The sequence below is a fragment of the uncultured Slackia sp. genome (assembly GCF_934630525.1).
In the GTDB taxonomy this organism is placed as follows: domain Bacteria; phylum Actinomycetota; class Coriobacteriia; order Coriobacteriales; family Eggerthellaceae; genus Slackia.
On the sequence record NZ_CAKTVX010000010.1, the window covers coordinates 45272 to 67192 of the forward strand.

General features: G+C 59.5%; 17 protein-coding genes. 1 reads left to right on the forward strand and 16 read right to left on the reverse strand.

Annotated elements, in window-relative coordinates; all coding sequences use genetic code 11:
* Window positions 1-287: 287 nt before the first annotated feature.
* From Q0D41_RS08315 to nrfD (Q0D41_RS08355), 9 genes are all read right to left on the reverse strand, one after another.
* The gene (locus Q0D41_RS08315) at window positions 288-1859 is read right to left on the reverse strand and encodes a hydantoinase/oxoprolinase family protein (RefSeq protein WP_294377790.1); all 1572 of its coding nucleotides are present in this window, start codon (window positions 1857-1859) and stop codon (window positions 288-290) included.
* A gap of 160 nt (window positions 1860-2019) precedes the next feature.
* Window positions 2020-3117, reverse strand: coding sequence for a DUF917 domain-containing protein (locus Q0D41_RS08320; RefSeq protein ID WP_294377793.1), 1098 nt, complete (start codon window positions 3115-3117; stop codon window positions 2020-2022).
* A 135-nt stretch (window positions 3118-3252) separates the two neighbouring features.
* Window positions 3253-3915 carry a molecular chaperone gene (locus tag Q0D41_RS08325; protein WP_294377796.1) on the reverse strand — a complete coding sequence of 221 codons (663 nt, stop codon included), beginning with the start codon at window positions 3913-3915 and terminating at the stop codon, window positions 3253-3255.
* A 57-nt stretch (window positions 3916-3972) separates the two neighbouring features.
* Complete coding sequence (gene nrfD / locus Q0D41_RS08330) at window positions 3973-5139, reverse strand: NrfD/PsrC family molybdoenzyme membrane anchor subunit (protein WP_294377799.1); 1167 nt, start codon at window positions 5137-5139, stop codon at window positions 3973-3975.
* A 10-nt stretch (window positions 5140-5149) separates the two neighbouring features.
* Window positions 5150-5767, reverse strand: coding sequence for a 4Fe-4S dicluster domain-containing protein (locus tag Q0D41_RS08335; RefSeq protein WP_294377802.1), 618 nt, complete (start codon window positions 5765-5767; stop codon window positions 5150-5152).
* Between the two features lie 10 nt (window positions 5768-5777).
* Window positions 5778-8204: a molybdopterin-dependent oxidoreductase gene (locus Q0D41_RS08340; protein WP_294377804.1), complete on the reverse strand. Its 2427-nt coding sequence runs from the start codon at window positions 8202-8204 to the stop codon at window positions 5778-5780.
* 265 nt (window positions 8205-8469) lie between these two features.
* Complete coding sequence (locus Q0D41_RS08345) at window positions 8470-9432, reverse strand: slipin family protein (protein WP_294377887.1); 963 nt, start codon at window positions 9430-9432, stop codon at window positions 8470-8472.
* Between the two features lie 53 nt (window positions 9433-9485).
* Window positions 9486-9959, reverse strand: coding sequence for a GntR family transcriptional regulator (locus Q0D41_RS08350; protein WP_294377807.1), 474 nt, complete (start codon window positions 9957-9959; stop codon window positions 9486-9488).
* Between the two features lie 14 nt (window positions 9960-9973).
* Window positions 9974-10897, reverse strand: coding sequence for an NrfD/PsrC family molybdoenzyme membrane anchor subunit (gene nrfD / locus Q0D41_RS08355; protein WP_294377811.1), 924 nt, complete (start codon window positions 10895-10897; stop codon window positions 9974-9976).
* 189 nt (window positions 10898-11086) lie between these two features.
* On the opposite strand from nrfD (Q0D41_RS08355), the gene dinD reads away from it, so the two are divergent.
* Window positions 11087-11941 (forward strand): DNA damage-inducible protein D, encoded by an 855-nt coding sequence (dinD, locus tag Q0D41_RS08360; protein ID WP_294377813.1) that lies wholly within the window; start codon window positions 11087-11089, stop codon window positions 11939-11941.
* A 139-nt stretch (window positions 11942-12080) separates the two neighbouring features.
* Here the strand turns inward: dinD and Q0D41_RS08365 are convergent, their stop codons facing one another.
* The 7 genes from Q0D41_RS08365 to Q0D41_RS08395 all read right to left on the reverse strand — a co-directional run bounded on the left by Q0D41_RS08365 (window position 12081) and on the right by Q0D41_RS08395 (window position 21735).
* Window positions 12081-12776 (reverse strand): vitamin B12 dependent methionine synthase, encoded by a 696-nt coding sequence (locus Q0D41_RS08365; RefSeq protein WP_294377815.1) that lies wholly within the window; start codon window positions 12774-12776, stop codon window positions 12081-12083.
* Window positions 12777-12790: 14 nt separating this feature from the next.
* Window positions 12791-13654, reverse strand: coding sequence for a methylenetetrahydrofolate reductase (locus tag Q0D41_RS08370; RefSeq protein WP_294377817.1), 864 nt, complete (start codon window positions 13652-13654; stop codon window positions 12791-12793).
* Window positions 13655-14031: 377 nt separating this feature from the next.
* Window positions 14032-15714, reverse strand: a complete 1683-nt coding sequence (locus Q0D41_RS08375) for a U32 family peptidase (RefSeq protein ID WP_294377818.1) — start codon at window positions 15712-15714, stop codon at window positions 14032-14034.
* A 147-nt stretch (window positions 15715-15861) separates the two neighbouring features.
* Window positions 15862-16785 (reverse strand): formate dehydrogenase accessory protein FdhE, encoded by a 924-nt coding sequence (locus Q0D41_RS08380; RefSeq protein ID WP_294377823.1) that lies wholly within the window; start codon window positions 16783-16785, stop codon window positions 15862-15864.
* A gap of 10 nt (window positions 16786-16795) precedes the next feature.
* Complete coding sequence (locus tag Q0D41_RS08385; protein WP_294377826.1) at window positions 16796-17572, reverse strand: cytochrome b/b6 domain-containing protein; 777 nt, start codon at window positions 17570-17572, stop codon at window positions 16796-16798.
* On the reverse strand, window positions 17565-18515 hold the full coding sequence (locus Q0D41_RS08390) for a 4Fe-4S dicluster domain-containing protein (RefSeq protein ID WP_294377829.1): 951 nt from the start codon (window positions 18513-18515) through the stop codon (window positions 17565-17567). The genes Q0D41_RS08385 and Q0D41_RS08390 overlap by 8 nt, the downstream gene beginning before the upstream one ends.
* A gap of 10 nt (window positions 18516-18525) precedes the next feature.
* The gene (locus Q0D41_RS08395; RefSeq protein WP_367113832.1) at window positions 18526-21735 is read right to left on the reverse strand and encodes a molybdopterin-dependent oxidoreductase; all 3210 of its coding nucleotides are present in this window, start codon (window positions 21733-21735) and stop codon (window positions 18526-18528) included.
* Window positions 21736-21921: the final 186 nt, after the last annotated feature.

Below are 21921 nucleotides of genomic sequence, written 5' to 3' on the forward strand. Positions count from 1 at the left end.
GTTTAAGATAAGCCCGTCGCGGCGAAGCGAGACGCCCCATCATTTCTGGAAGACCCGTTCGCACCAAAAGTCAGCGAGCATGGGTTGCGGCGAGTGCAACATTGAGGAAGCTTCCGCCATGGTCGTCTATTTCGTCTTAGACCGTCGGTGTTCAAGCTTGAATTTCATTTCAATGTTAAACACCGCCAGGCGGACGCATAGCGAAGCCGAAGGCGAAGCGGTAGTCCGCCGTGGTCGTAGGCGAAACGGACGACCACGGCGAAAACGACAGCGAACGACGAAAGCAATTAGATCTTCAGGTCGCCGACGGCTTTCACGCGCACGCGAGTCGCATTGCCGGGCAGGTAGGCCAACGGCACGTCTTCCACTTCGACAATCTGAATCGAATCGGGGTCGGCACCGGCCTTAATGGCCTCTTCGGTAGCCAAGCCCTTCGCGACCTCGAGCGTTTCGGCACGGCCAAGCTTGTCGAGCGAGAATACGCGCTCGATCTGGCCCGACACCTGGGAAATTGCGCTGCCCACGGCGTTTGCTTCGCCGAAGTTGTTCGGCTTAAGCACGCGGGCCACGCCTTCGAGTTCGCGAGGAACCAGAATGGAGCCGCCGCCAACGAGGATGACATCGATATCGCCCGCGCTCGTCTTCATGCGGTCGACGCAGTTTTCGACCATCTCGGTCATGACGGCCTGGGCCTTCTTCACGAGCTCCGGGTCCAAATCGGCCACGAGCGCAGGGTCGCCCACGCCTTCAGCAGCACCTGCTGCCACAACGATGTCGGTCGCGGTAAGCGTTTGGCCGCCGAAGCACAGCGCCTCTTTCGTCACGCGATAACCCACCGAATCGGGGCCGACGGTCACGGTGCCATCTTCATGCTGGCGCACAATCGAGCCGCCGCCAAGGCCGATCGAAATAATGTCGGGCATGCGGAAGTTCGTGCGCACACCGCCGATTTCCACGGCAAGCATGCTCTCGCGCGGGAAGCCGTGCGTCAAAACGCCCAGGTCGGTAGTGGTACCGCCCACGTCGACGACCACTGCGTCCTTCAAGCCCGTCAAAAACGACGCGCCGCGAATGGAGTTCGTGGGGCCGCACGCAATGGTGAGAATCGGGTAGCGCATGGCGTATTCGGCGCTCATGAGCGTGCCGTCGTTTTGGCACAGGTACACCTCGGCATCGGTGATGCCTTCGCCCGCAAGCGCCGCGATGAAGCTTTCCGACGTGGTTTTCGCAACGTCGACGAGCGCCGCGTTCAGAATGGTGGCGTTTTCGCGCTCAAGCAGGCTCACGCTGCCGATTTCGCTCGAAATGGAAATAGGGAAATCGTCGCCGAGCGCCTCGCGCATGATGGCCGCGGCGCGCGTCTCGTGGCTTGCGTCGACCGGCGAAAACACGCTCGTGATGGCGACGCTGTCGCATTCGCCCTTCACCTGGTTCGCAATGCGGCGCAGCTCGTCCTCGTCGAGAGGGGCGATTTCGCGGCCATCGAACTCGTGCCCGCCGCCCACGAGGAACCACTGGTCGTTGATGGCCGCACGCAGCTCTGCCGGCCAGTCGATCATGGGCTTGATGGCGCGCGTCGCAGGCGCGCCGATGCGAATCACGGCAACGCGATCGAGACGTTTGCGCTCAACGATGGCATTCGTGCAGTGCGTCGTGCCGAGCATCGCGTAGCCGATGCGGGAACGATCGACGCCTTCGCCGGAAAGCACGGCCTCCATAGCGTTTTCGATGCCGCTCATAACGTCTTCGGTCGTGGGGCTTTTCACAGCCGAGATAAGATTCAGGTTCTCGTCAAGAACAACGGCGTCAGTGTTGGTGCCACCAACGTCGATGCCAATGCGCCAGTCTTTGTTGGACATCGTGTCTATCCCTTCATATATCTATGCCGATGCGAGCTTGCGTAGCGCGTTGGAACCTACAAGCTTTCCATTTCCGAAAACGACCGCCAAGCCGCTTCGAGAAACGTCAAACTCCGACACCTTCAACGCGCCAGAACCCCGCTGGCTCATCCAGAAAAACCTACTGCTCGTTCGCGCTTTCGGCAACGCGCTCCTCAACGGGAACGAAGTCGATGTCGTAGCCGAAGTAACGGGGACCGGCGATTTCGAGGCCGCGCTCGCTGCGCCAATGCTCATGCACGGGAATGCCAATGACCACGCCGCGCGCGCCGTATTTCATACCCTCAGTGGTAATGGGCAACGCCGTTTCAATGTCGAGCACGGCGATGAGGTCGGGGGCTGAGCACAGCACCTCGTCGCCCGACTTGGCGAGCAGATGCTCGTTTTGGAAGCGCAGCTCGCATTCGCGGCCCGCATAATCGTCGATGCCCGCGAAATGCGCATAGCCGCGCACGAAGCCACCCTCGGTTCGACGCGCGACGTCGTCAAGCTTGCCGCGGAACAGCTCGAATGCACCGAGCAAATCGAGAATCACCGGCAGCGGATCGACGTTTTGCTCGTGGGCCTCGCGAATGGCGCGGCCGATTTGCTCGCAGTAGGTCGACGTGCCAGGAATAGAGGCCTTCTTGGCCTGGGCGCCCGTCATGGCGTAGTCGGCCATGAACACGCTGCCGCCCGTAGTAATGGCCGCGTTGCGCGAAAGGCGCTCGGCCCACGCATTATCAACGGCCTCGACGGTAACCACGTCGCCCTTTTCGTCGCACACCACAGCCGGGCACGCGGGAATGTCGAACAGCGTCCACGTCACATGGCGCAGCTCGGGAAACGCGCGGCCCATGCCGTCGCAGTCGACGATGGGCACGCCCTTGGCCGCAGCCACCTGGAACGGCAGAAGGGAGTTCAGACCGCCCGCTTCGAGCGGCATAATGGCGTCGAATTTACGGCCCAGGCGCTTCTCCAGCGCGTCAACAGCGCCTACGCCTTCCATGCCGTTGGGCACCTTCTCCACGAGCACCGTGGGCGCGCCCAACATGTGCGACGCGCAGACGAACGCATCATCGGGCAATTCGTCGAGCGACATCATTTGGAACGGGCCATATTCGTCAATCGCCTGAAGGGCCATGAGCTTGCCGATATACGGGTCGCCGCCGCCACCCGATGCGAGAACCGCGGCACCAACCGCCATATCCTCGACTTCGCGCTTGCCAATAGTGCGCACGATGTTCCCCTTTCGAACGAAAACAGGGCGCCGAACCGAGTCGCGCCCCACGATCCACCTGGCACTACTTTACCGTATTAAAGCGAAAAAGCGGCCGACGAACGACCGCTTTTGGAAGGGAACGTAACAAAGTTGTTATAGACGGGAAGCACTTTCAGAAGGAACCGCTTCGAGCAGAGCCCTGGCTAGCGCAAGCAGGCGTTCGAAATACCCATCCGGCGCGGCCTCACGCACCTTCGATGCGAAAGCGTCAATCCACGCGAGAGGATGGTCGTGGACGAACTCCACAATGCGCTCGTCGCTCCAAGGCTCGCCGTCGCATTCGCCGCCAGCTGCGCGCCTGTGGCACAGTTCCGAAAGATATAAAAGCTCGATGCCCATATGGTCTTCGTACTGGCGATTCTCGTTGTTCAGCTCAAGGCCGAGCTCGCGCAACAGGCCACGCATTTCGAAGGTGGGCTCGCCAAAACCGACGGTCACTTCTTGTGCGGCCTGGCCGTGCGCGCGATGCATGGTTTCCCACGGCGCCGCCGCCGGCGAGGGCGGCCCCACGAACAGCTGCGTGTATTCGACGGCGCATATTAAAGCCGGGTCGACCCCATTGCGCTCGGCGCTCTTGGCAAACCCTTCGGCCCATTGTGCAAGGCCTTCCGTCGCCGCCGCAACCCGCCCGTCGTCGAAGGCGGGGAAATTCCTCCAAAACGATGGGTCGAGCCCGATGCTCGACGTTTGCGTCATGGGCGCAAGCAGCGAGTTCCCGCAAAACGCAAACGCCTCGGCAAGCTGTTCGTAGCTCATGACAAACCCTTTCTCGAACCTTGGGGCGCAGCGCGCAGCCGCGCCCCTACACAATACTTACGCCTGCTGGCGGCCTGCCAGCAGCTTGCGCGACAGCGTGATGAACGCGAGCACGCCCAGGGCCACCACGCCGAGCACCACCACAATTTCGACCCAGGTGGGGCTGTAGGTGCCAAGCGTCGCCCACACATCCATGCCCGAGGCACCGCGCGCGGCCGTCGAGCCGGAAATCACGCCGGGCGCGCCCGAGATGTTGAACGTAAAGAACGAGGTGAACAGCAACCACACGCGTTTACAGAACACACCCACGATAACCAGCACGCACGACACGCCGACGAGCTTCATGTTTGCGCGGTTTTTCTCAAAAACCATCAGGCAGAACGGAATCACTAGGCCACCGATAATCTCGATCCAGAAAAACGGCGCGGTAATGCCCATGGCCATGATGCCCAGCGCCTCGGCACCCTTCGCACCGGGGTATGCCATGGTGAGGCATTCGCAGCCGATGAAGAACGCGTCGATGGCGATGCAGGTGGCAAGCAGGCCGGCCAGGCTGGAAATGAGCTTTTTCTCGACCTTGAACAGGCCCGATTTGTTCAGTCCCATGAGCGACAGCAGCAAAAGCGCCAGGCCCGAATCCATGGCGGACGCCACGAAAATCGGCGCCATGATGGCTGAATACCATTCCTTGGCGAGCTGCAGGCCGAAGATCCACGCAGTCACGCTGTGCACCAGAATGGCGATGGGCAGCGCGAAGCGCGACACGATAGACACCTTATGCTCGGCGCCAGGCTTCTTCGAGCACATAAACACCAAGTACACGATGTTGATGATGAGATAGCACGTGATGACGACCATATCCCACAGCAGGACCGACGCGGGGTTGGGCCCGGTAATAATGCGCCACACACGTTGAATGCCGCCCAGATCGATAAGCACGAACATGCCGGCGAGGCAAATGCACACGGTAGAACAGATAACCGCAGGCAGCGCCACTTTTTTATACTCGGCGATATGGAACACGCTCGCCGAGCTGGCCACAATAAGACCACCCGCCGACAGGCCCACGAAGAACATGAAGCAGGTAATATACAGGCCCCACGACACGCCGTTGTTCATACCGGTCACGCCGAGGCCGTTGATAAGCTGGTAGATCCACGCGGCACCGCCCGCCACCACGAAGGCGCCCAGGATGCCGTACGTCATCTTCAATTTGCTAGACATTGCGCACCTCCTAATTGAAGTAGTGGACTTGCGGACGCGTACCCTGCTCTTCGAGCAGCACATAGGCATGGCGCTTCGCGATAACCTGCGAGATTTCGCTAGCCGGATCGTCAAGATCACCATAGATTCGAGCCTTTGCGGGGCAACATGCCACGCACATAGGTTCTTCGCCGCGGTCGGTGCGCTCTTTGCACAGCGTGCACTTCTCCATTACGCCCTTCTGTCTTGTTGGAACAGACGCGTCTCCGTATACAAAATCGGGCGTACGCTTCGGTTCGCTCCAGTTGAACACACGAGCGTTGTACGGGCAGGCGGCCATGCACATACGGCAGCCGATGCACTTGTCGTAGTCGATTTCCACGCGGCCCTTATCGTCTTTGTAGGTAGCACCCGTCGGGCACACGCGCAAACACGCCGGGTTCTCGCAATGCTGGCACGCAAGCGGCGTATACACACGCTCAAGATTGGGGTACGTCCCCAAAGCACCGTCTTCCACATCGCAGCCCTCGGTGAGCACGCGATTCCAACGCATGCCGTCGGGCACGCCGTTCTGCATTTTGCAGGCGAACGCGCATGTCTGACACCCGATGCAGCGCGTTTGATTGATTGCTATAGCCAATTTCGTCATCGTTTGTCACCTACGCTTTCTCGACCTGGACCAACGTGTCGTTATACGGAATCTGGGGGCCATGCATCATCACATAGCAACGCTCGTTGCGCGCCGAATTTGTCACATTCTGCAAAAAGCCCTGCTTGTAGTATTTCGTATACGTGGTTTCGGCCATAAAGAGCACACCCGGGCGCAGGCTCTGGTTCACGAGCACCGTTGCAACAAATTCGCCGCGTTCGTTGAACACGCGCACGTCGTCTCCGGTCTTCAGGCCACGCACCTCGGCATCGCTCGGACACATATTCACACACGGCCCAAAGTCTTCCTGGAACCACGGAGACGCGCTGTAATACGCATGGATACGATAGCGGCTCTTACCCTGCATAAAGTACAGCGGATATTTCTCTTTAAGAGGGTTCTCTTCGTAGGCCTCGTCGGGCGTCTCATACACCGGAAGCTGATGCCCTTGATCCAAAAGCGTCTCGAAATAACACTCTATCTTCGTCGACGGCGTTAGATACACCTGGTCGGCAAATCCATCGGGACGATAATCCGGCCCCGTTTCGGGCATGGCGATGCAGCCGCCTTGCTTCAGCAAAGCATCATAGGTAATGCCCTCCATCGCCGGATCGAGTTCTTTAGCGCCCTCGAGCGAGAAACGCGCCAACTCCTCATACGATTTCGGCAGAAGGTCCTCTAGACCCCACTTCGCTGCCAGCAAGCGCTCAATTTGAAGATCGCTCTTCGACTCAAACAGCGGGTCAATCATGCCATTCGCAAGCATCACATGGCCATAGCTAGCGCGCAATTGTTTGACGTTTTCCTCGCATTCGAACTTCGTGCACGCGGGAAGCACGATGTCGGCGTAATCGACCGCAGACGAGTGATAGATATCGCAAATCGCAAAGAAGTCGAGCGTTTTAACCCATTCGAGCATGTCATTTGCGCTACCCGCCTCAAGCGTAAACACGTCGCCAAACGTGAGCGCAGCATGCACATTATTCTTTTTGTAAGGCATATCGTAGAGCGCGATTTGCGATTCCGAGGGCACATACTCTTTGGGAAGCTCCCACGCATTGAATGTCGGCGAGGGGTCGTTCGTTCCGCCCGCCCCATAGTGGCCCGAACCCGCGCCTTTCTTTCCAAAATTACCCGTAAGAGCCGTCAGGATTGATACGGAATGGCCCAAAACGTCGGCATTAGTGTATTTATCGGGACCGCCAAGGCCGAAATCGATAATCGCCGGGCCGTTATTTGCATAGCGGTCGGCAAGCGCGACAATAGTATCTTCGTCAATACCCGACACGCTAGAAGCCCAAGCGGTAGTGCAATTGGCAATCCACTCTTTGATCAGGGAGAACTCGGTAACGTATTTCTCGCCGGCAACTACCCATTCGCCTTCAAGCGCGGGAACCGCAGACGGATCATCGTAGAGCTTCGGGGAATCGGTTAGCGTATCCCATACATACGGCTTTCCAACTTCTTCCTTATCGACGACCGTCGGATTAGGACACATTTCGTCCGCGCTGCGATAGTTCTTGCCTGTTTCGCGATTCACCAAGAAGCATACCGAAGTATTCGCTTTCATGAATTTTTCATCGTACCATTTGTTCTCAATGATTGAGTTAATCATGCCCTGGATAAGCGCCGCATCAGAACCCGGCAGAATCGGCAGCCATTCGTCAGATTTTGACGCCGTTCCGCTGAAACGGGGATCGACCGTCACGATATACACGCCAGCCTCTTTGGCATCCATAAGCGAACGCGACCACACAATGGCGCTTTCGAGAGGATTATGGCCAAGCTGGATGATAGTTGACGCGTCAGAGAATTCCTTGATAGAACGCGCAGGAAGGAAAGTGAACGCTCCGAATGCCGGCGTGGTGCCATTCGCCTGGCCACGGTCGAGGCCCCAATTGCCACCCGTCTCCGCATGAATCAGCGAAGTAATCCATTCAAAACCGATACCAGCCTCGGTCGATTTGCGCACGAATACCGAATTCTCGCCGTATGTTTCCTGGGATTTCTTAAGCTCCTGATAGATGGTATCGATTGCTTCATCCCAACTTATTTGGACGAACTTACCTTCGCCGCGCTCGCCCACGCGCTTCATAGGAGTCTGCAGGCGATCCTCGGAATAAATATGGGCGACCTCATTAATGCCACGCAGGCAGATTGTGCGGTGGCTTTCCTCGGCCAAGTCGCTCGGCTCGATGAGGCTCACGCGTTCATCGCGAATAGTGCATTTAAGATTGCAGCCAGTCAAGCAATGGAACTGATGGCAAAGATGAGCAACCCGTTCACCGCCATCGGCATGCGCCTCGGCGGGCGCGAACCAGCCGTTCGTTGTCGCCATACCGCCAGCGCCAGCGAGACCGACCGCGCCAACCGCGGCGGTTGTTTTGAGAAAGTTCCTGCGCGTCATCATGGCGCGCGGCGTCGTCGATTCCGACATCTCTCCCCCTTCGAAACATCGGAATGCCTTTCCGCAAATGCCCCCTTACGGCCCGTCGGCCGCCCCCAGGACCAATTCGCTCAGCATTCCCCAATACTTCTTCGCTGAAATTGGCCAAATTCCATGCCACCAATATACGAAATTGTCTTATGACAATCAATAATTATCATAAGACAATTTGTCATAGGACAATTCTATTTTGAGGATAATTCAACGCGGGAGGGGTAACCGAAGCATGGGAAGGACGCCCGAGCACCCAAGCGGACTACGCGCCCGCGTTCTTCTTCAGCGCATCCTTCATCGAGTCGCCGAGCACATCGCCGAATCCTTCGCTGAAGCTGCTCGGCATAACCACCGTACCGCCCGTCTCGCGCACGCTTTCATACAGCAGATGCATCGCACGCAGACGCAGGGCTTCATCGTTGTTTTCGTACACGCGCCCAATGCCGTCGAGCATATCGGCCACGTCTTGCTCGCCTTCCATGAGGATGATGCGGGCCTTGCGGCGCTGCTCGGCCTGAGCCTCAAGCGACATGGCATCGTGCAACTCGCGCGGCAGCAGAATGTCACGCACCTCGACCGACAATACCGTGATGCCCCAGTCGGCGCACTTTTCTTCGAGCGCCTTTTTCAGCTCGCGGTCGAGCTGTTGGCGGCGAATGGCGACCTCGGCCACATTCGCACGGCCAATCGCATCGCGCAGCGCCGTTTGGGCGGCAAGCTCCACCGCGCGCGTGAAATCGCTCACCTCGGTGCATGCCGCCTTCGCATCCCACACCATCCAGAACAGCACGGCGTTCACATTAAGCGGCACCAAGTCGCTTGTCAGCGTTTCCTCGGCGCCGAATGTAGTCACGCGCATGCGCCCGTCGACGCGCATCACATTCTGCTCGATGATGGGGAACGTCCAGAACAGGCCGGGACCGCTGACGCGATTGAATTTGCCCAGCCGCAGCACGACCACCTTTTCCCACTGCTGCGCAATGTGAATACCCATAATTGCCAAAAGCGCCACAACCGCCGCCGCCACGATACCAATGGCGCCAATGCGGCCCGCAACCGCGTACCATATCCCTGCGACCAGCGCGAACGCAATTACGAACACCGTTGCCGAGAACAACCACACGCCCGCATTGTTCGCACGCTCGCCCACCATTTCAGTATGCGGCGCGGGCACCACGCCCTTGGCCGACGCGGCCGGGCCCGCCGGCGCTGTCGTCGCGGGCACCGCGCCCGAAAAATTGGTTTGCTGCTTGCTCTTCTTTCCGAACGCCACGCGTATCACGCTCCCGTTTTAGCCGAAGGCACGTCGCCCGCGCCCATGTCGAGCTTGATCACCCTGCTCGCCGCTTTATCGACAGAAGCCGTGGCGCCCGCTCGCTTCAGCTTGCTCACTTTGCGTGACACAAGGGCCACCACGTCATCGGGTGAAAGTCCCATGTCCAAACACGCCTGGATACAATCGTCAATCACACCATCGACCTCGCTGGCATGTTCCGACCACACCTCGTCTTCGATGTTGCGCACGAACGCGCCGCGCCCACGCACCGACTCGATGTATCCATCGGATGCAAGGCTCAAATACGCCTTGTTCACCGTGTTGTAGTTCACTGAGATTTCAGACGCCAAGCCACGCACCGTTGGCAGCTGGTCACCCGGGGCAAGCTCGCCCGTCTCGATAAGGTGCGCGATGCGGCGCGAAAGTTGAGCCCACACGGGCACGTCGCTCATTTGGTCTATTTGAAACGAAAGCATGGGGTTCCTTCCGCCTAAAGGGTCGATATTTCCGGATGCGCACCCGCACCCACCAGGCACACTCGCAAGACAATGCCGCCGACAAGTACGCACGCGCATGCCGCGAGCGCAAATCGCGAGGAATGGCCCGATTTCACCCAAAGGCTGTCGAACAGCAATGGAGCCGCAAGGCCTACCGCAATAAGACCGAGCCAAAACGCGGGCGCGAAATCGCCGAGCACGAGGTTCTCAGCAGACGTGAGAAGCGTCGCCTGGGTCTGGCTTGCAGCGTCAACATGCAACGCCGAAACCGTGAGCGCCACAAGACAAGCGACCTCTACCGCAATAAGGGCCGCGTCGCATTTTGCAATGACCGAAAGCGCCCTGTCGAAGGCTTTCGCCATATTGGCGGCATGAGCCGAAAGCACCGCGAGTGCGCAGCCGCACGACGCCGACGACGCCACGAACAGTACCGGCACGAACGGGGAATTCCACAGCGGTACCGAGCCAATGCTCTGCAGCAAAAGCCCCGTGTAGGCCATGACGCAGAAAGAAACGAGCAGCGCGACGGCCTGCGTCGCGAAAACCACGCGCAAGCGTCGGCCGCTTGAACCTCGCCAGCCGATGCGCAGCCACGCGAGCGCAAGCGCGAGCGAAAGCACAAAGCACGCAAGAACGGCAAACGAGCCAACGGCAATATAGCTGACTCTTGGAGAGAAGAGCAGCGCGACCAACGCATCGAAACGTCCCAGGTCAAACGACAAGCACGCCGCACCCACAAGGAGGCACGCCGCCGCGCACGAATAGGCCGCGACGTAGAATCGGCCGTAATACGGGGCGAATTCGGCGTTCGCCACGACACCGCGAGGCGAACGCAGCGCCAAAACCGACGCGACAAAGCACGCGCCCGCACCCGCGCCGCCCAAAAACAAATATGCCACGACCAAGTCGCTCAGCACCGAATGCCCCCATTGCCAAACCGCCTTTGGGAAATCATACACCGAATCACACTCGATTGTCGTATGACAAAGAACGGAAAAGGCGCAGAGACGCGAGAGTCACGAACCGTTACCGTTTGTTCGCTATTATTTAGAACATTTGTTTGCTATGCTGCGCAGTAACGGGAAAAGCAGGAGCAAGGGGCACATATGGACAGCAAGGAGATTGAAAATCGCAGGCTTACGCTTGATGATTTAGCGCACTACGACAAAACCGCCGAAGTTGAATTCTGGTACGCGCGAGAAATCATGGAGCTCTTTGGCTATGAGCAATGGCGGCGCTTCGAGGATGCCATCAAGAGAGCAATGATTTCCGAGAAAACCTCAAAAAGACCAGGTGAACACCATTTTGCCGAGGTCGGCAAAATGGTCGAACTCGGTAGCGGAAGCAAACGAAAAATAAGAGACTACAAGCTCACTCGGTACGCGTGCTATCTCATCGCGATGAACGGCGATCCACGTAAAGAAGAAATTGCGTTCGCGCAGAGCTATTTCGCATTGAAGACCCGCAAGCAAGAGCTCATCGAAGAGCGCATGCTTGCGATTTCCAGAATAGCAGCACGAGACGGGCTCATCGAAGCCGAAAGGGTGTTCTCGGCTAACGTGTACGAACGCGGTGTCGACAGTGCAGGCATCGGACGCGTTCGTTCGAAGGGCGACCGTGCCCTTTTCGGCGGGCATTCGACAGCATCCATGAAGAAGCGGATTGGTATCAGAGACAGCGCTCCCCTCGCCGACCGCCTACCAGCAGTAACAATCGCCGCAAAGCAGCTTGCGACAGAGCTCACCAACCACAACATCGAAGAACGCGACCTCTATGGTGAAAAATCCATTACCGTTGAACATGTTCAAAATAACGAAGGTGTTCGCGACTTGCTCGGGAAACGAGGCATTAAACCGGAAGACCTTTCCGCGGAAGAGGACGTCAAGAAGTTACGTCGCAAGGTAGACGGCGATAAAAGAAAGCTCGAGCAAGAATCGAAGGGGTTTCCGTCGGAAGAATAGGCAGGGCGTACAATATGGCCCCAAAACACCCACAATCGCAAGAAGGAAATAAAAGAATTCCCCCACCATTAACATGGCGGAGGAATGGGCACATCGAAGTATATGTTCCCTCTTGGGAGAAGAACGCCGGGCCTGTACGCTACCGCTTCCAGCAAGGCGTGCCGGCGGCGCGCAGCGTGCAGTTCTGCCTACAGGCGCAACCATCGCAGCTTGCCTTCACGCCCGATATTTCATCGAGGTTCGCGTCGGCGTCGAACAGGCCCACGAACGCCGTGACGCTCTTTGCGGGAATGAGCAAATTCGATTCCGTCGCCACCATGCCAAAGCACTTGTCAGCTGCGAGCACGCGCACGATTTCCGGCTGAAGCGCGAGCGGCAAATCGCCGTAGCCGGGGCTATAGCGCCAGTTCGTGCGCATGCCTCGCTTCGCGGCATCGGCAACCACGGCCGCCTCGCACGCATCGGCCACGCTTTCCACGAGCGAACTTCCCGCCGCACCGTAAATGGCCGCGTCGAGTGCGCTCTGCGCTTTCCGCCGCGCCATGGCCGCTTCGTTCGCCACGCCAAGCGTGCAAGCCAGAACAGCGCATTCCGCAGCACCTTTCAAATGGCGCGCGATATCGGCGCCCTCGAGCACGAGCGAGCTGCCCACAAGCCGCACGCCCCGCTCGCACGCCTCGATGGGAAACGAGCGAAACACGAACCCCGGCCGAGCCTCGCGCTCGCACGCCGCGATGTTTTTATCGATGCGCGCTTCCATCTCAGCATCGAGTGCCTGCCCCGCGTAACCCAAATAGCGCAGCGCCTCTGACTTATTAACCTTGTAATCAGGCATTTTGCAGCCAGGCGTTACGCAATCGCGCCCGCATCACGCAGCGCCTGAACGGCAGCTTGCGCGATATCGGGACGATTCATGGTGTAGACATGCAAGCCGTCGACGCCTTCTTTCGAAAGGCCCACGAACTGCTGGCACGCGTAATCGATACCCGCCTGGCGCAGCGCCTTCGGGTCGTCTTCGTAGTGCGCGAGCAGTTTGATGATGGGCGACGGCAAGCTCGCGCCGCACATGAATACCATGCGCTGGATTTGCGCCTTCGAAAGAAACGGCATGATGCCAAACGTGATAGGCACAGTAATGCCCGCCTTGCGCGCGGCATCGAGGAATCGCAGCGCAAGTTCGTTATCGAAGAAGAGCTGCGTGACGAAGAATTGCGCGCCCGCGTCCTGCTTTTCCTTCAAATGGCGAATGCTCTCGTCGAAATCGAGGCAATCGATGTGGCCTTCCGGATACGCCGCAGCGCCAACGCAAAAACCAGCCTCGCGCGCAACGGGAATCAGGTCTTTGGCGAACTTGAAATCTTTCGGAGCCGCACCCGGCACCGCGTCGCCGCGCAGGGCAAGCACGTTCTCAATGCCGGCCGCCTTCATGGACGCAAGCACGGAATCGATGCCCGCACGATCGGCGTTCATGCACGTAAGATGGGCCATCATGTTCAAATCGTATTCGTCTTGCGCCATTTTCGCCACATCGATCGTGCGCGAGGAATTGCCCGATCCGCCCGCTGAATACGTGACGGAAACAAACGACGGCGAAAGCGGCGCCAAACCCCCGATAACCTCGCGGGCTTCCTCCACAGGAAGGTCGCCCTTCGGAGGGAAGATCTCAAACGAAACAGGCAGCTTTTCGCTGCCAAAAACATCGATGATGTGCATGCGAACTCCTTTGCGCAAAACAGTCCATCGTTTTTGCTTCGACCCACCGCTTCCGCCGTGCCGCACAGCGATTCGCCCTTTATGGTTTACCGCGAATCGCCTTGTGGATTCGGCCTCAAGCGAAAGCGCCGCCGATTGAGCGCTTGATGCAAAATCCACGCAGGCGAGACGCGCCGTCAGCTTTCGAAATCGAGCAAAATCGAGGGGTCGATGCAAAAACTACCAACTTAAGCGATATGGATAATAGCGCTTTATCGCAGTAGAGCGATTTGCGGCGGCAAGAAATGCATGAGAAATCGAGCATTGGCTTTGCGCCCAAAATACAGCGAACCCGGCAGGGACTGTCTCCATGCCGGGTTCGCTTTCTTTTTCGTATGCTATTCGATGGTTCGGCCTTCGCACTGGTCGGTTCGCAACACGCGAAGGATATCGCCCGCGCGCAGCTCTTCCGCGCAATCGAACGAGTACGTCTCCATCGTGCGATTCGCCACATTGACGGCGCACAGCGTGCCGCCTACAACGTGCGGATCGGCGCCGGCAAGAACGCCCTCGCGACGGCGCTCCACATCGTCGGGGCTCGCGTCGTCGGCGGCGTGCCAAACCAAACGCGTGGGCTTAATCGTGAACACGCCGCGTCCAGGCGAGAGCACTTCAAGGGTTTCGCCTTCGAAGAAACGATTACGACACATCACGACCGCCCGATGCGTCTGCGCAGGCGATGCGGCCAACCCGTCGATAAACGAAAGGCTCACGCAGCCCTTCTTTTCCGCATAGGGGTCCGACGCGATTGCCTGGCGGCGCGCGGCAATTCCGGCCTCGGGCCACGGCTGAACCTCGGCAGCGCGGCGACCGGAAGCTTCGGCTCGGCTGGCAGCGCTGGGTCGATCGCTCGCAACGATCGCGGTAGCAACCGCCCGGTCCGTTGCGACCGCCTGGTCAGCAGCAACGGGCTCGTTGGCTGCGACTGCACAACGAGCAGCAACGGACGGCGAAAAAGAAAGCGAGGCGCCGCCCACACCCTCACCCGCCGCCGGCGAAGGCGCGGCCGTTCCGCACGAAACTACGCGAGCGACCATTTGATAATCGCGCGCGTATTCCTTCACGCCCTGGTTCTGGCCAGGCGTGCCGAAGTAAAAGCCCGTCGAATACGGGCGGTGGCTCGTTGTTTCGAGCTCGGCTTGCCACGCATCGGCAGGCTCGCCGTCGAGCACATGGCGATACGCGTTCACGGCCGAAGCCACATAGTAGGCGCCCTTCGCGCGACCCTCGATTTTGATGCTGTCGACGCCCGCCTCGGAAAGCTCGCGCACATGGGAGAGCATGTTCATATCGGTGGAGCTCATGATGAAGCTGCCGCCGTCTTCCTCAATGACCGAGAAAGGCTCGCCCGGGCGCGTTTCTTCCACGACCGTGTACTTCCAGCGGCACGGCTGCGCGCAATGCCCATTGTTCGCGCCGCGCGAGGGGCTCACCATGTAGTCGCTCATAAGGCATCGACCTGAATAGGCCATACACATGGCGCCATGCACGAACGCTTCGATTTCCAAATCGTCGGGAATGTTTTCGCGCATGCGGGCGATATCGGAAAGGCTCATTTCGCGCGCCACGACAACGCGGCTCACGCCCAAATCGTAATACGCCTTCGCAGCTTCGGCATTCATGCACGACGCCTGCGTGGAAAGATGCAGCTCGAGCTTTGGCGCTGTGCGCTTGCATACGGAAAGCGCGCCCATGTCGCTCACGATGGCCGCATCCACGCCTGCATCTTGCAGCATGGCGAAGAAGTCTGGCAGAGCCGCCACATCGCCGTCTTTCATGAGCGTGTTCGCCGTCACGAAAACCTTCACCCCATGCTCATGGGCGAATTTCACGGCGGAGGCGATGCCCGCATCATCGAAGTTCGAAGCGCGACGGCGCATGCCAAAGCGCTTGCCCGCCAAATATACGGCGTCGGCGCCGAAATGGACAGCGCATTCCAGCTGCTCCATGCCGCCTGCAGGCGCCAGCAGCTCCATAGGTCGCGCCATGCCGGCGCAGGTGTGTTTCAGAGAAGTAATCATGGCCACAGCATAGCAAAAGGATGACGGAAGACGCTTTACGGACGAATATGCAAACGACATCCGCATGAGTCTATGCAAAAGGCCCCCTTCAATGAAGGGGGCCTTAAACAGAACCGTCAATGCTAAAGAGCGATCGCCGCGCTGAGCTTAGCCGTTGTCTTGCTTGAGCTGCTGCGCGACAAGTTCCAAATTCGCGGTTACCACGTCTTCCACCTCGTAGGAAAACGGCGTCAAATCGCCGGCCTCCACGAAACGGGTGCGAATGTGGCCGCCGCATTCGTCGCACACATGCAGGCGATGCGACTCGTCGCCCTCGACCGACACGTAGTGCAGATGCGCCGGATTCTGGGTGCCGCAGCGCGCGCAGCGCACACGCTCGAACTCCCATTCGGCACCGCACTGGCCACACCACAGCATGCGTCCGTTGCCGCTCGAAAACGGATTCGGACCCACATACGCCATGGTCGCTTCGCCACCGCACACCGGACACGCCATGGGCTTTCCGCCCTCGGGAGCGTGAAGCTGCACGAGGCCCGCGCGAGCGAGCCCGCACACGGAAGTCGCGGCCGACGAAATAAGCGGCTTAATGGCCGCGGAAAGCACGAAGCCCGCAAGCCTCGGCTCGAGCAGGGCGCCATCGCACGCCGAAGCCTCGGCATTCGCCAAAGCATTCATCACGGCATCGAGGTACGCCTCGGGGTTGGCGCCAGCAACCTCAACGGGAGCCAACGCCACGATGCGCGCCCAATCGGCGCTCTTCAGCGCTTCTTGATCGTCATCGGAAAAGCCGCCCTTTTCGACGAAACGCGCCGCCACGAGCGACGCGGCATTCGAAAGCAGCTCGACCGTGATATAGGCCGGAGCCTGCGAAAGCACCGGCGTGCCGGCCGCCGCCCACGCAGCGACCTCCGCCGAGCTCGGGCACGCATACGGATGCGAGGTCGACACCTCGCGCTCGATGCACTCCTGCACTCCCCACAGGGCACCGAAGAAGCCCAAGCGTTCGGCAAGGGCCCTATCGCCGCGGCGCGCATATGCTGCCGCCGCGGCGTGGATACGTTTGACATCCATGGGCCGCGCCCTATTTCTGCTTGGGAGCGCCGCGCTCGATCACGTGCTCGCCCGAGGTCATTTCCTCACGAGCCCAGTGACCCCAGTGATACAGCGCGTCTGCCTCGCTCACGGTGCCATCGCCGAACATGAGGCGATAAGTGCCGCGGTAGGGCTGGAAGATGCCGCCGCCCAGGAAGATGTGCGCCATGCCGAACACGGCGATCATCAAAAAGCCGAAGTCGTGCAGCCACAGAATGATGCCGTACCCCGTGCCGAAGTCGAGCACGGTGGAACCGAGCAGGAGCAGCACGCCCGTGATGCCCATCTCGGCGCCGAACAGCCACAGCATGCCGTCGGCGAAACGCTGGCCAGACTTCACTTCGCCCTGGTCAGGCATGTGAATCCACTTTGCCATGAACAGGTAGGGGAAGAACAGCAGCATCCACTTCTTGTCGTCGCTATCCCACGAATGGAACAGGTTCTTGAAGATGTGGGCCACGCCCTTCGGAGCCAAAATGGCCGAAATAAGAGGCACGCCAACGAAAATCAGGCCCAAAACGCGATGCGACATGCGAATCGCGAACACGGTCTGAGCGCCAGCCGCCTGAGCCAGCGCGGGCACGAACACGAACAGGCCGGAAATGCACAGCAAAATGCAGCACACGATGGTCACGCCGTGGGTGATGCGCGCCTGCAAGGAGTGGCGCACGATGCGCTTTTCCTTGCCGGAGGCCTTACGCTGCTTGAGGAATTCCTCGTTTTTGGCCGCCTCTTCAGCGGACACGACGATGGTTTCGCTACTCATGGTTCTTGCCTCCCTTCCCAAACGGCAGGTTCTCGGTGATGTGCTCCACAACCGACTTGGAGTCTTGCGGGTCGCCATGCTGGACAACTTCGCCAGTATCGTAATCGAGAGTGTCCTGCGTCTCGGGGTTGTAGGCGAGACGACGGCGATCGTAGCCGGCGGCAAGCGCGAACATGGCGCCCAGACCGACCACGGTAAGGCCGCTGATCGCGCCGGTAACGGGCTTCATGACCTGCGTCATGGCGACCGTCGCGGGAATGGTCGGGTTCTCGAGCTGACCGTGAGCCTCGTAGCCATACTTCAGCACGTGCAGCACATGCGTCTTGTAGTTCTCGTCGTTGCCGGCGACGCATGCGTCGGGATACCCATGCTCGTACAGCCATTCGACCTTCTCGTTGGCGATCTTCAGCATTTCGTCGCGATCGCCGAACTTCAAGGCGTCGGGCTGGCACGTAGCGACGCACGCAGGCTCCATGCCCGCGCCAATGCGGTCGACGCAGCCGGTGCACTTGTTGATGATGCTCTTGCCGAACGTGCCGTCGTTGTAGTAGCGCGGCACGTCGAACGGGCATGCGCTCTTGCAATACTGGCAACCGATGCACTTGGAGTCGTCGACGGTAACCATGCCCGTCTCTTCGTCCTTCGTAATCGCGCCGCCAGGGCACACCGTGGCACACGGAGCGTCATCGCAGTGCTGGCAGCTGCGGCGGCCAAACGCCCAGCCAATGGGCTTGGTGGAATAGGCCGCCGGAGCCTCGGTCTCGTTGAACGTGATGATCAAACGAGTGTCGCCGTTGATGTCGATCGGGTTTTGGTGCGTGCCCGACCATTTCGCTTCCCCGGCCGCGGGCGAGGGCAGGTCATTCCAGCATTTGCAGGCGACCTGGCATCCCTTGCACGCAGTGCATTTGGAGGAATCGAACAGGATTGCTTTTTCTGCCATGGCTTCCTCCCTATGCCTTCTCGATGTTCACGAGGAACGCTTTGTATTCAGGCGTGAACGAGTTCGGGTCGCCGACGTTCGGCGTGAGGTCGTTCACAACGTCGCCCGTGCCGAACAGATCGGCCCAACCGAAGTGGTGCGTCAGGCCAACCTGATGCTTGAGCTCGCCGTTGATGGTCATCGGACGGAAGCGCTTCGTGACAACAGCGGGAACCACAACGGAACCACGGTTGTTGAACACGCGCACCTCGTCGCCGTTCTTGATGCCTTTTTCCTCGGCAAACTCTTCGCTCATCTCGACGAACTGCGAAGGCATGGACTCGACGAGGGCCGGGCACAGACGCGTCTGGCCGCCGGTCTGCCAATGCTCGGTCACCGAGTACGTGGTCGCGATGACCGGGTAATCGGCAACGGTGCCCTGCTTGGTCGACTCGTAGTTCACGCCGAACGCGCAGGGGTTCTGGAACGCGCCATTGAACGGGTTGCTGTCGGTCGGCGACTCGAACGGCTCGTAATGCTCGGGCAGAGGGCCATCGACCATGCCGTAGCTCTCCAGGCGGGCGTTCTGCTCCCACAGCATGAAGAACGTCTTGTTGTTCGGCGGAACAGGCACGCCGTTTTTCGCAGCGACGAAGTCGGCCTGGTCAACCAGCTCCCACTTCTCGCCCGTCCACTCCATGAGCTTCTTCTCGGGATTCCACGGCTTGCCCTGCATGTCGCAGCTGTTGCGGTTGTACAGAATGCGGCGGTTGGAGGGCCAGCTGAACGCCCAGTTGGAGTTCAAGCCGATGCCCGACGCGTCGTTGGTGTCGCGGCGGCACAGCGGCTGCTCGGCGGCATCGAGCGGAGCGTCGTTGTTGTTCCACATGCCGGAGTAGATCCACATCGCGCACGCGGTGGAGCCATCGGCGCCGAGTTCCGCATAGCCCTTGATCAGGTCGGTCTTCGGGCTGTCGGACGTCGTGTTGCACTCGGTGCCAGCCACGCGATAGCCGTTCAAGGCCCACGCCACGGGGCGCGGGTCGATCTTGCCGTCGACGTAGTAGTCCCACTTCGTATTCAGAATAGGATCGGGGTTCGCGCCGCCCTCTTCCTTATACAGGTTGCAGATTTCGTTCCACAGAAGGTCGCACATCTCGTAGTCGGGCTTGGCCTCGTCCCACGGCTCAACGGCCTGCTGGCGATACTGAATCCAACGACCGGAGTTCAAAATGATGCCCGGCTTCTCGTAGATCAACGCGCACGGCAGGTAGTACACCGTGGTGTCGATTTCCTCGGCGTTCATGTCGGGGGCCTTCCAGAAGCTCGCCGATTCGGTGATGACCTGGTCGGCAACCACGAGCCAGTCGAGGTTCGCCATGGAACGGCGCACGTTGCCGGCGTTCGGGGCGCTGTGGCACGGGTTCATGCCCCAGTTGAAGTAGCCCTTGATGACGCCCTGCTGCATGAGCTCGAACGTGGAAATATGCGTGTAGTCGACGTCGCCCGTCTTCGAGGGAACCTTCGGCCACCAGTCGTAACCGTAGTCGTTGTCCACGGTCGCGGCGTCGCCGAACCATTCCTTCAGTGAAGACACGATGAACTTCGGCTTGTTGGTGTAGTAGCCGTCAGAATAGGTCTGAGACTCGAGCCACTTGCGCAAGCTCGCGCGGTCGGTGGTGTTTGCCCACTTCAGATACGCGGGATGCTCGTTGACCATCATGCCCATGTCGGTTGCGCCCTGAACGTTGGGCTCGCCGCGCAGCGCGTTCACGCCGCCGCCGGGGATGCCGATGTTGCCAAGCAGAAGCTGCATCACGCACATTGCGCGCGTGTTCTGCGCGCCATAGGTGTGCTGCGTCTGGCCCAAGGCGTACAGCACCGTGCCGGCCTTGCCGGGCTTAGCGGTGGAGGTATAGGTGGAATAGACCAGCTCGAGGGTCTCTTTGTCCATGCCGCACACGCTGCATACGGTGTCGAAATCGTAGCGAGAGTAGTGCTTCTTGAACTGCTGGTACACGCACATCGGATCCTGCAGGGTCATGTCGCGCTTGGGATGCTGCAGCGTGGGCGTGGTGAATTCAGGCACGCCTTCGCCGGAAACCCAGGCATAGTTGCCCGTAGGAGTGGTGTCCCATTCCTCTTCAGATTCGGTCTGATAATGCCAGCTATGGGCGGAATACGTCTGCGTCTTCTGATCCCAGCCGCTGAACAGGCCCGTCGCGGGGTCGAATTCATACTCGGGGTCGAGCAGATAGCTTGCATTGGTGTAGTTGAGCAGGTACTCGAAGTTGTACTCGTCCATGTTGCCCGTTTCCTGGTACTTCGCCAGGTTGGGCTCGATGAGATGCTCAATGATGTAGTTGTACATGCCGCCGTAGAAGGCGATGTCCGTGCCGGAGCGAATGGGGCAATAAATGTCCGCCTGCTCGGCAGTGCGAGTGTAGCGCGGGTCGACGACGATCCACTTGGCGCCCTGCTCGTGGGCCTTTTCAAGCCACAGCGCGCTCACGGGGTGGTTCTCGACGGAGTTCGAGCCGCAATTCAAAATAACATCGGTGTTTTGGAAGTCACACCAGTGGCTCGTCATGGAGCCACGACCAAATGATGCTGCCAGACCGGCAACCGTGGGGCCGTGTCAAACACGCGCCTGGTTGTCGATGGCAATAACGCCGAGAGAGCGCATCATCTTCAAGATGAGATACTCTTCCTCGGAGTTCTGCTGCGAACCGCCGAGCGATGCAATCGCGGTGGTGCGGTTCACGGTAAGCCCGTCGGCGTCTTTCTCTTCGAAATTGGCGTCGCGGGTATCTTTCACCTTGCGGGCGATTTCCTTAATGGCATCGTCCCAGCTGATGGCCTCCCAATCGGTGGCACCAGGGCGACGGACCAAAGGCTTGGTCGAGCGCTTGGGATTTTTCACCACTTCGCGGGTTTCGGGGTCAACGATATTGCGCAGCTGCGCCATCGTCGCGCCCTTCGGGCACAGGCCGCCCTTGTTGATAGGATGGTCGGGGTCGCCTTCGAGATTGACCAGTTCGCCATCGCGCACCGAGCACAGGCTGCCGCAACCACCAGCGCAGTAGCAGCAAATGTTGGTGTACTCATCGGTGCGATCAAGCTTGAAGTTCTGATCGCTTTCAAGGGCGAACGCCTGAGATTTGGAGGTGAGCTCGAATGCCATGGCAGTCGCAAGCGCGCCGCCGCTGGCCTTCAAAAACCCCCTTCGCGTCATCTCCATTGGGTTCTTCCTTTCTCGCACACGCATATCGCCGAACACAGGCGATGCGCGCCAAACATGGGACGCACTTCGGTTGCGCCCCGCTTTTCGGCAAGCATCCCAACAGCGAGACACCCATTCCCGCCGCCGAATTGCTACCAATGTGGTCAAATTTCGCACATATATGCGAAAAGGGGGCACTCATTT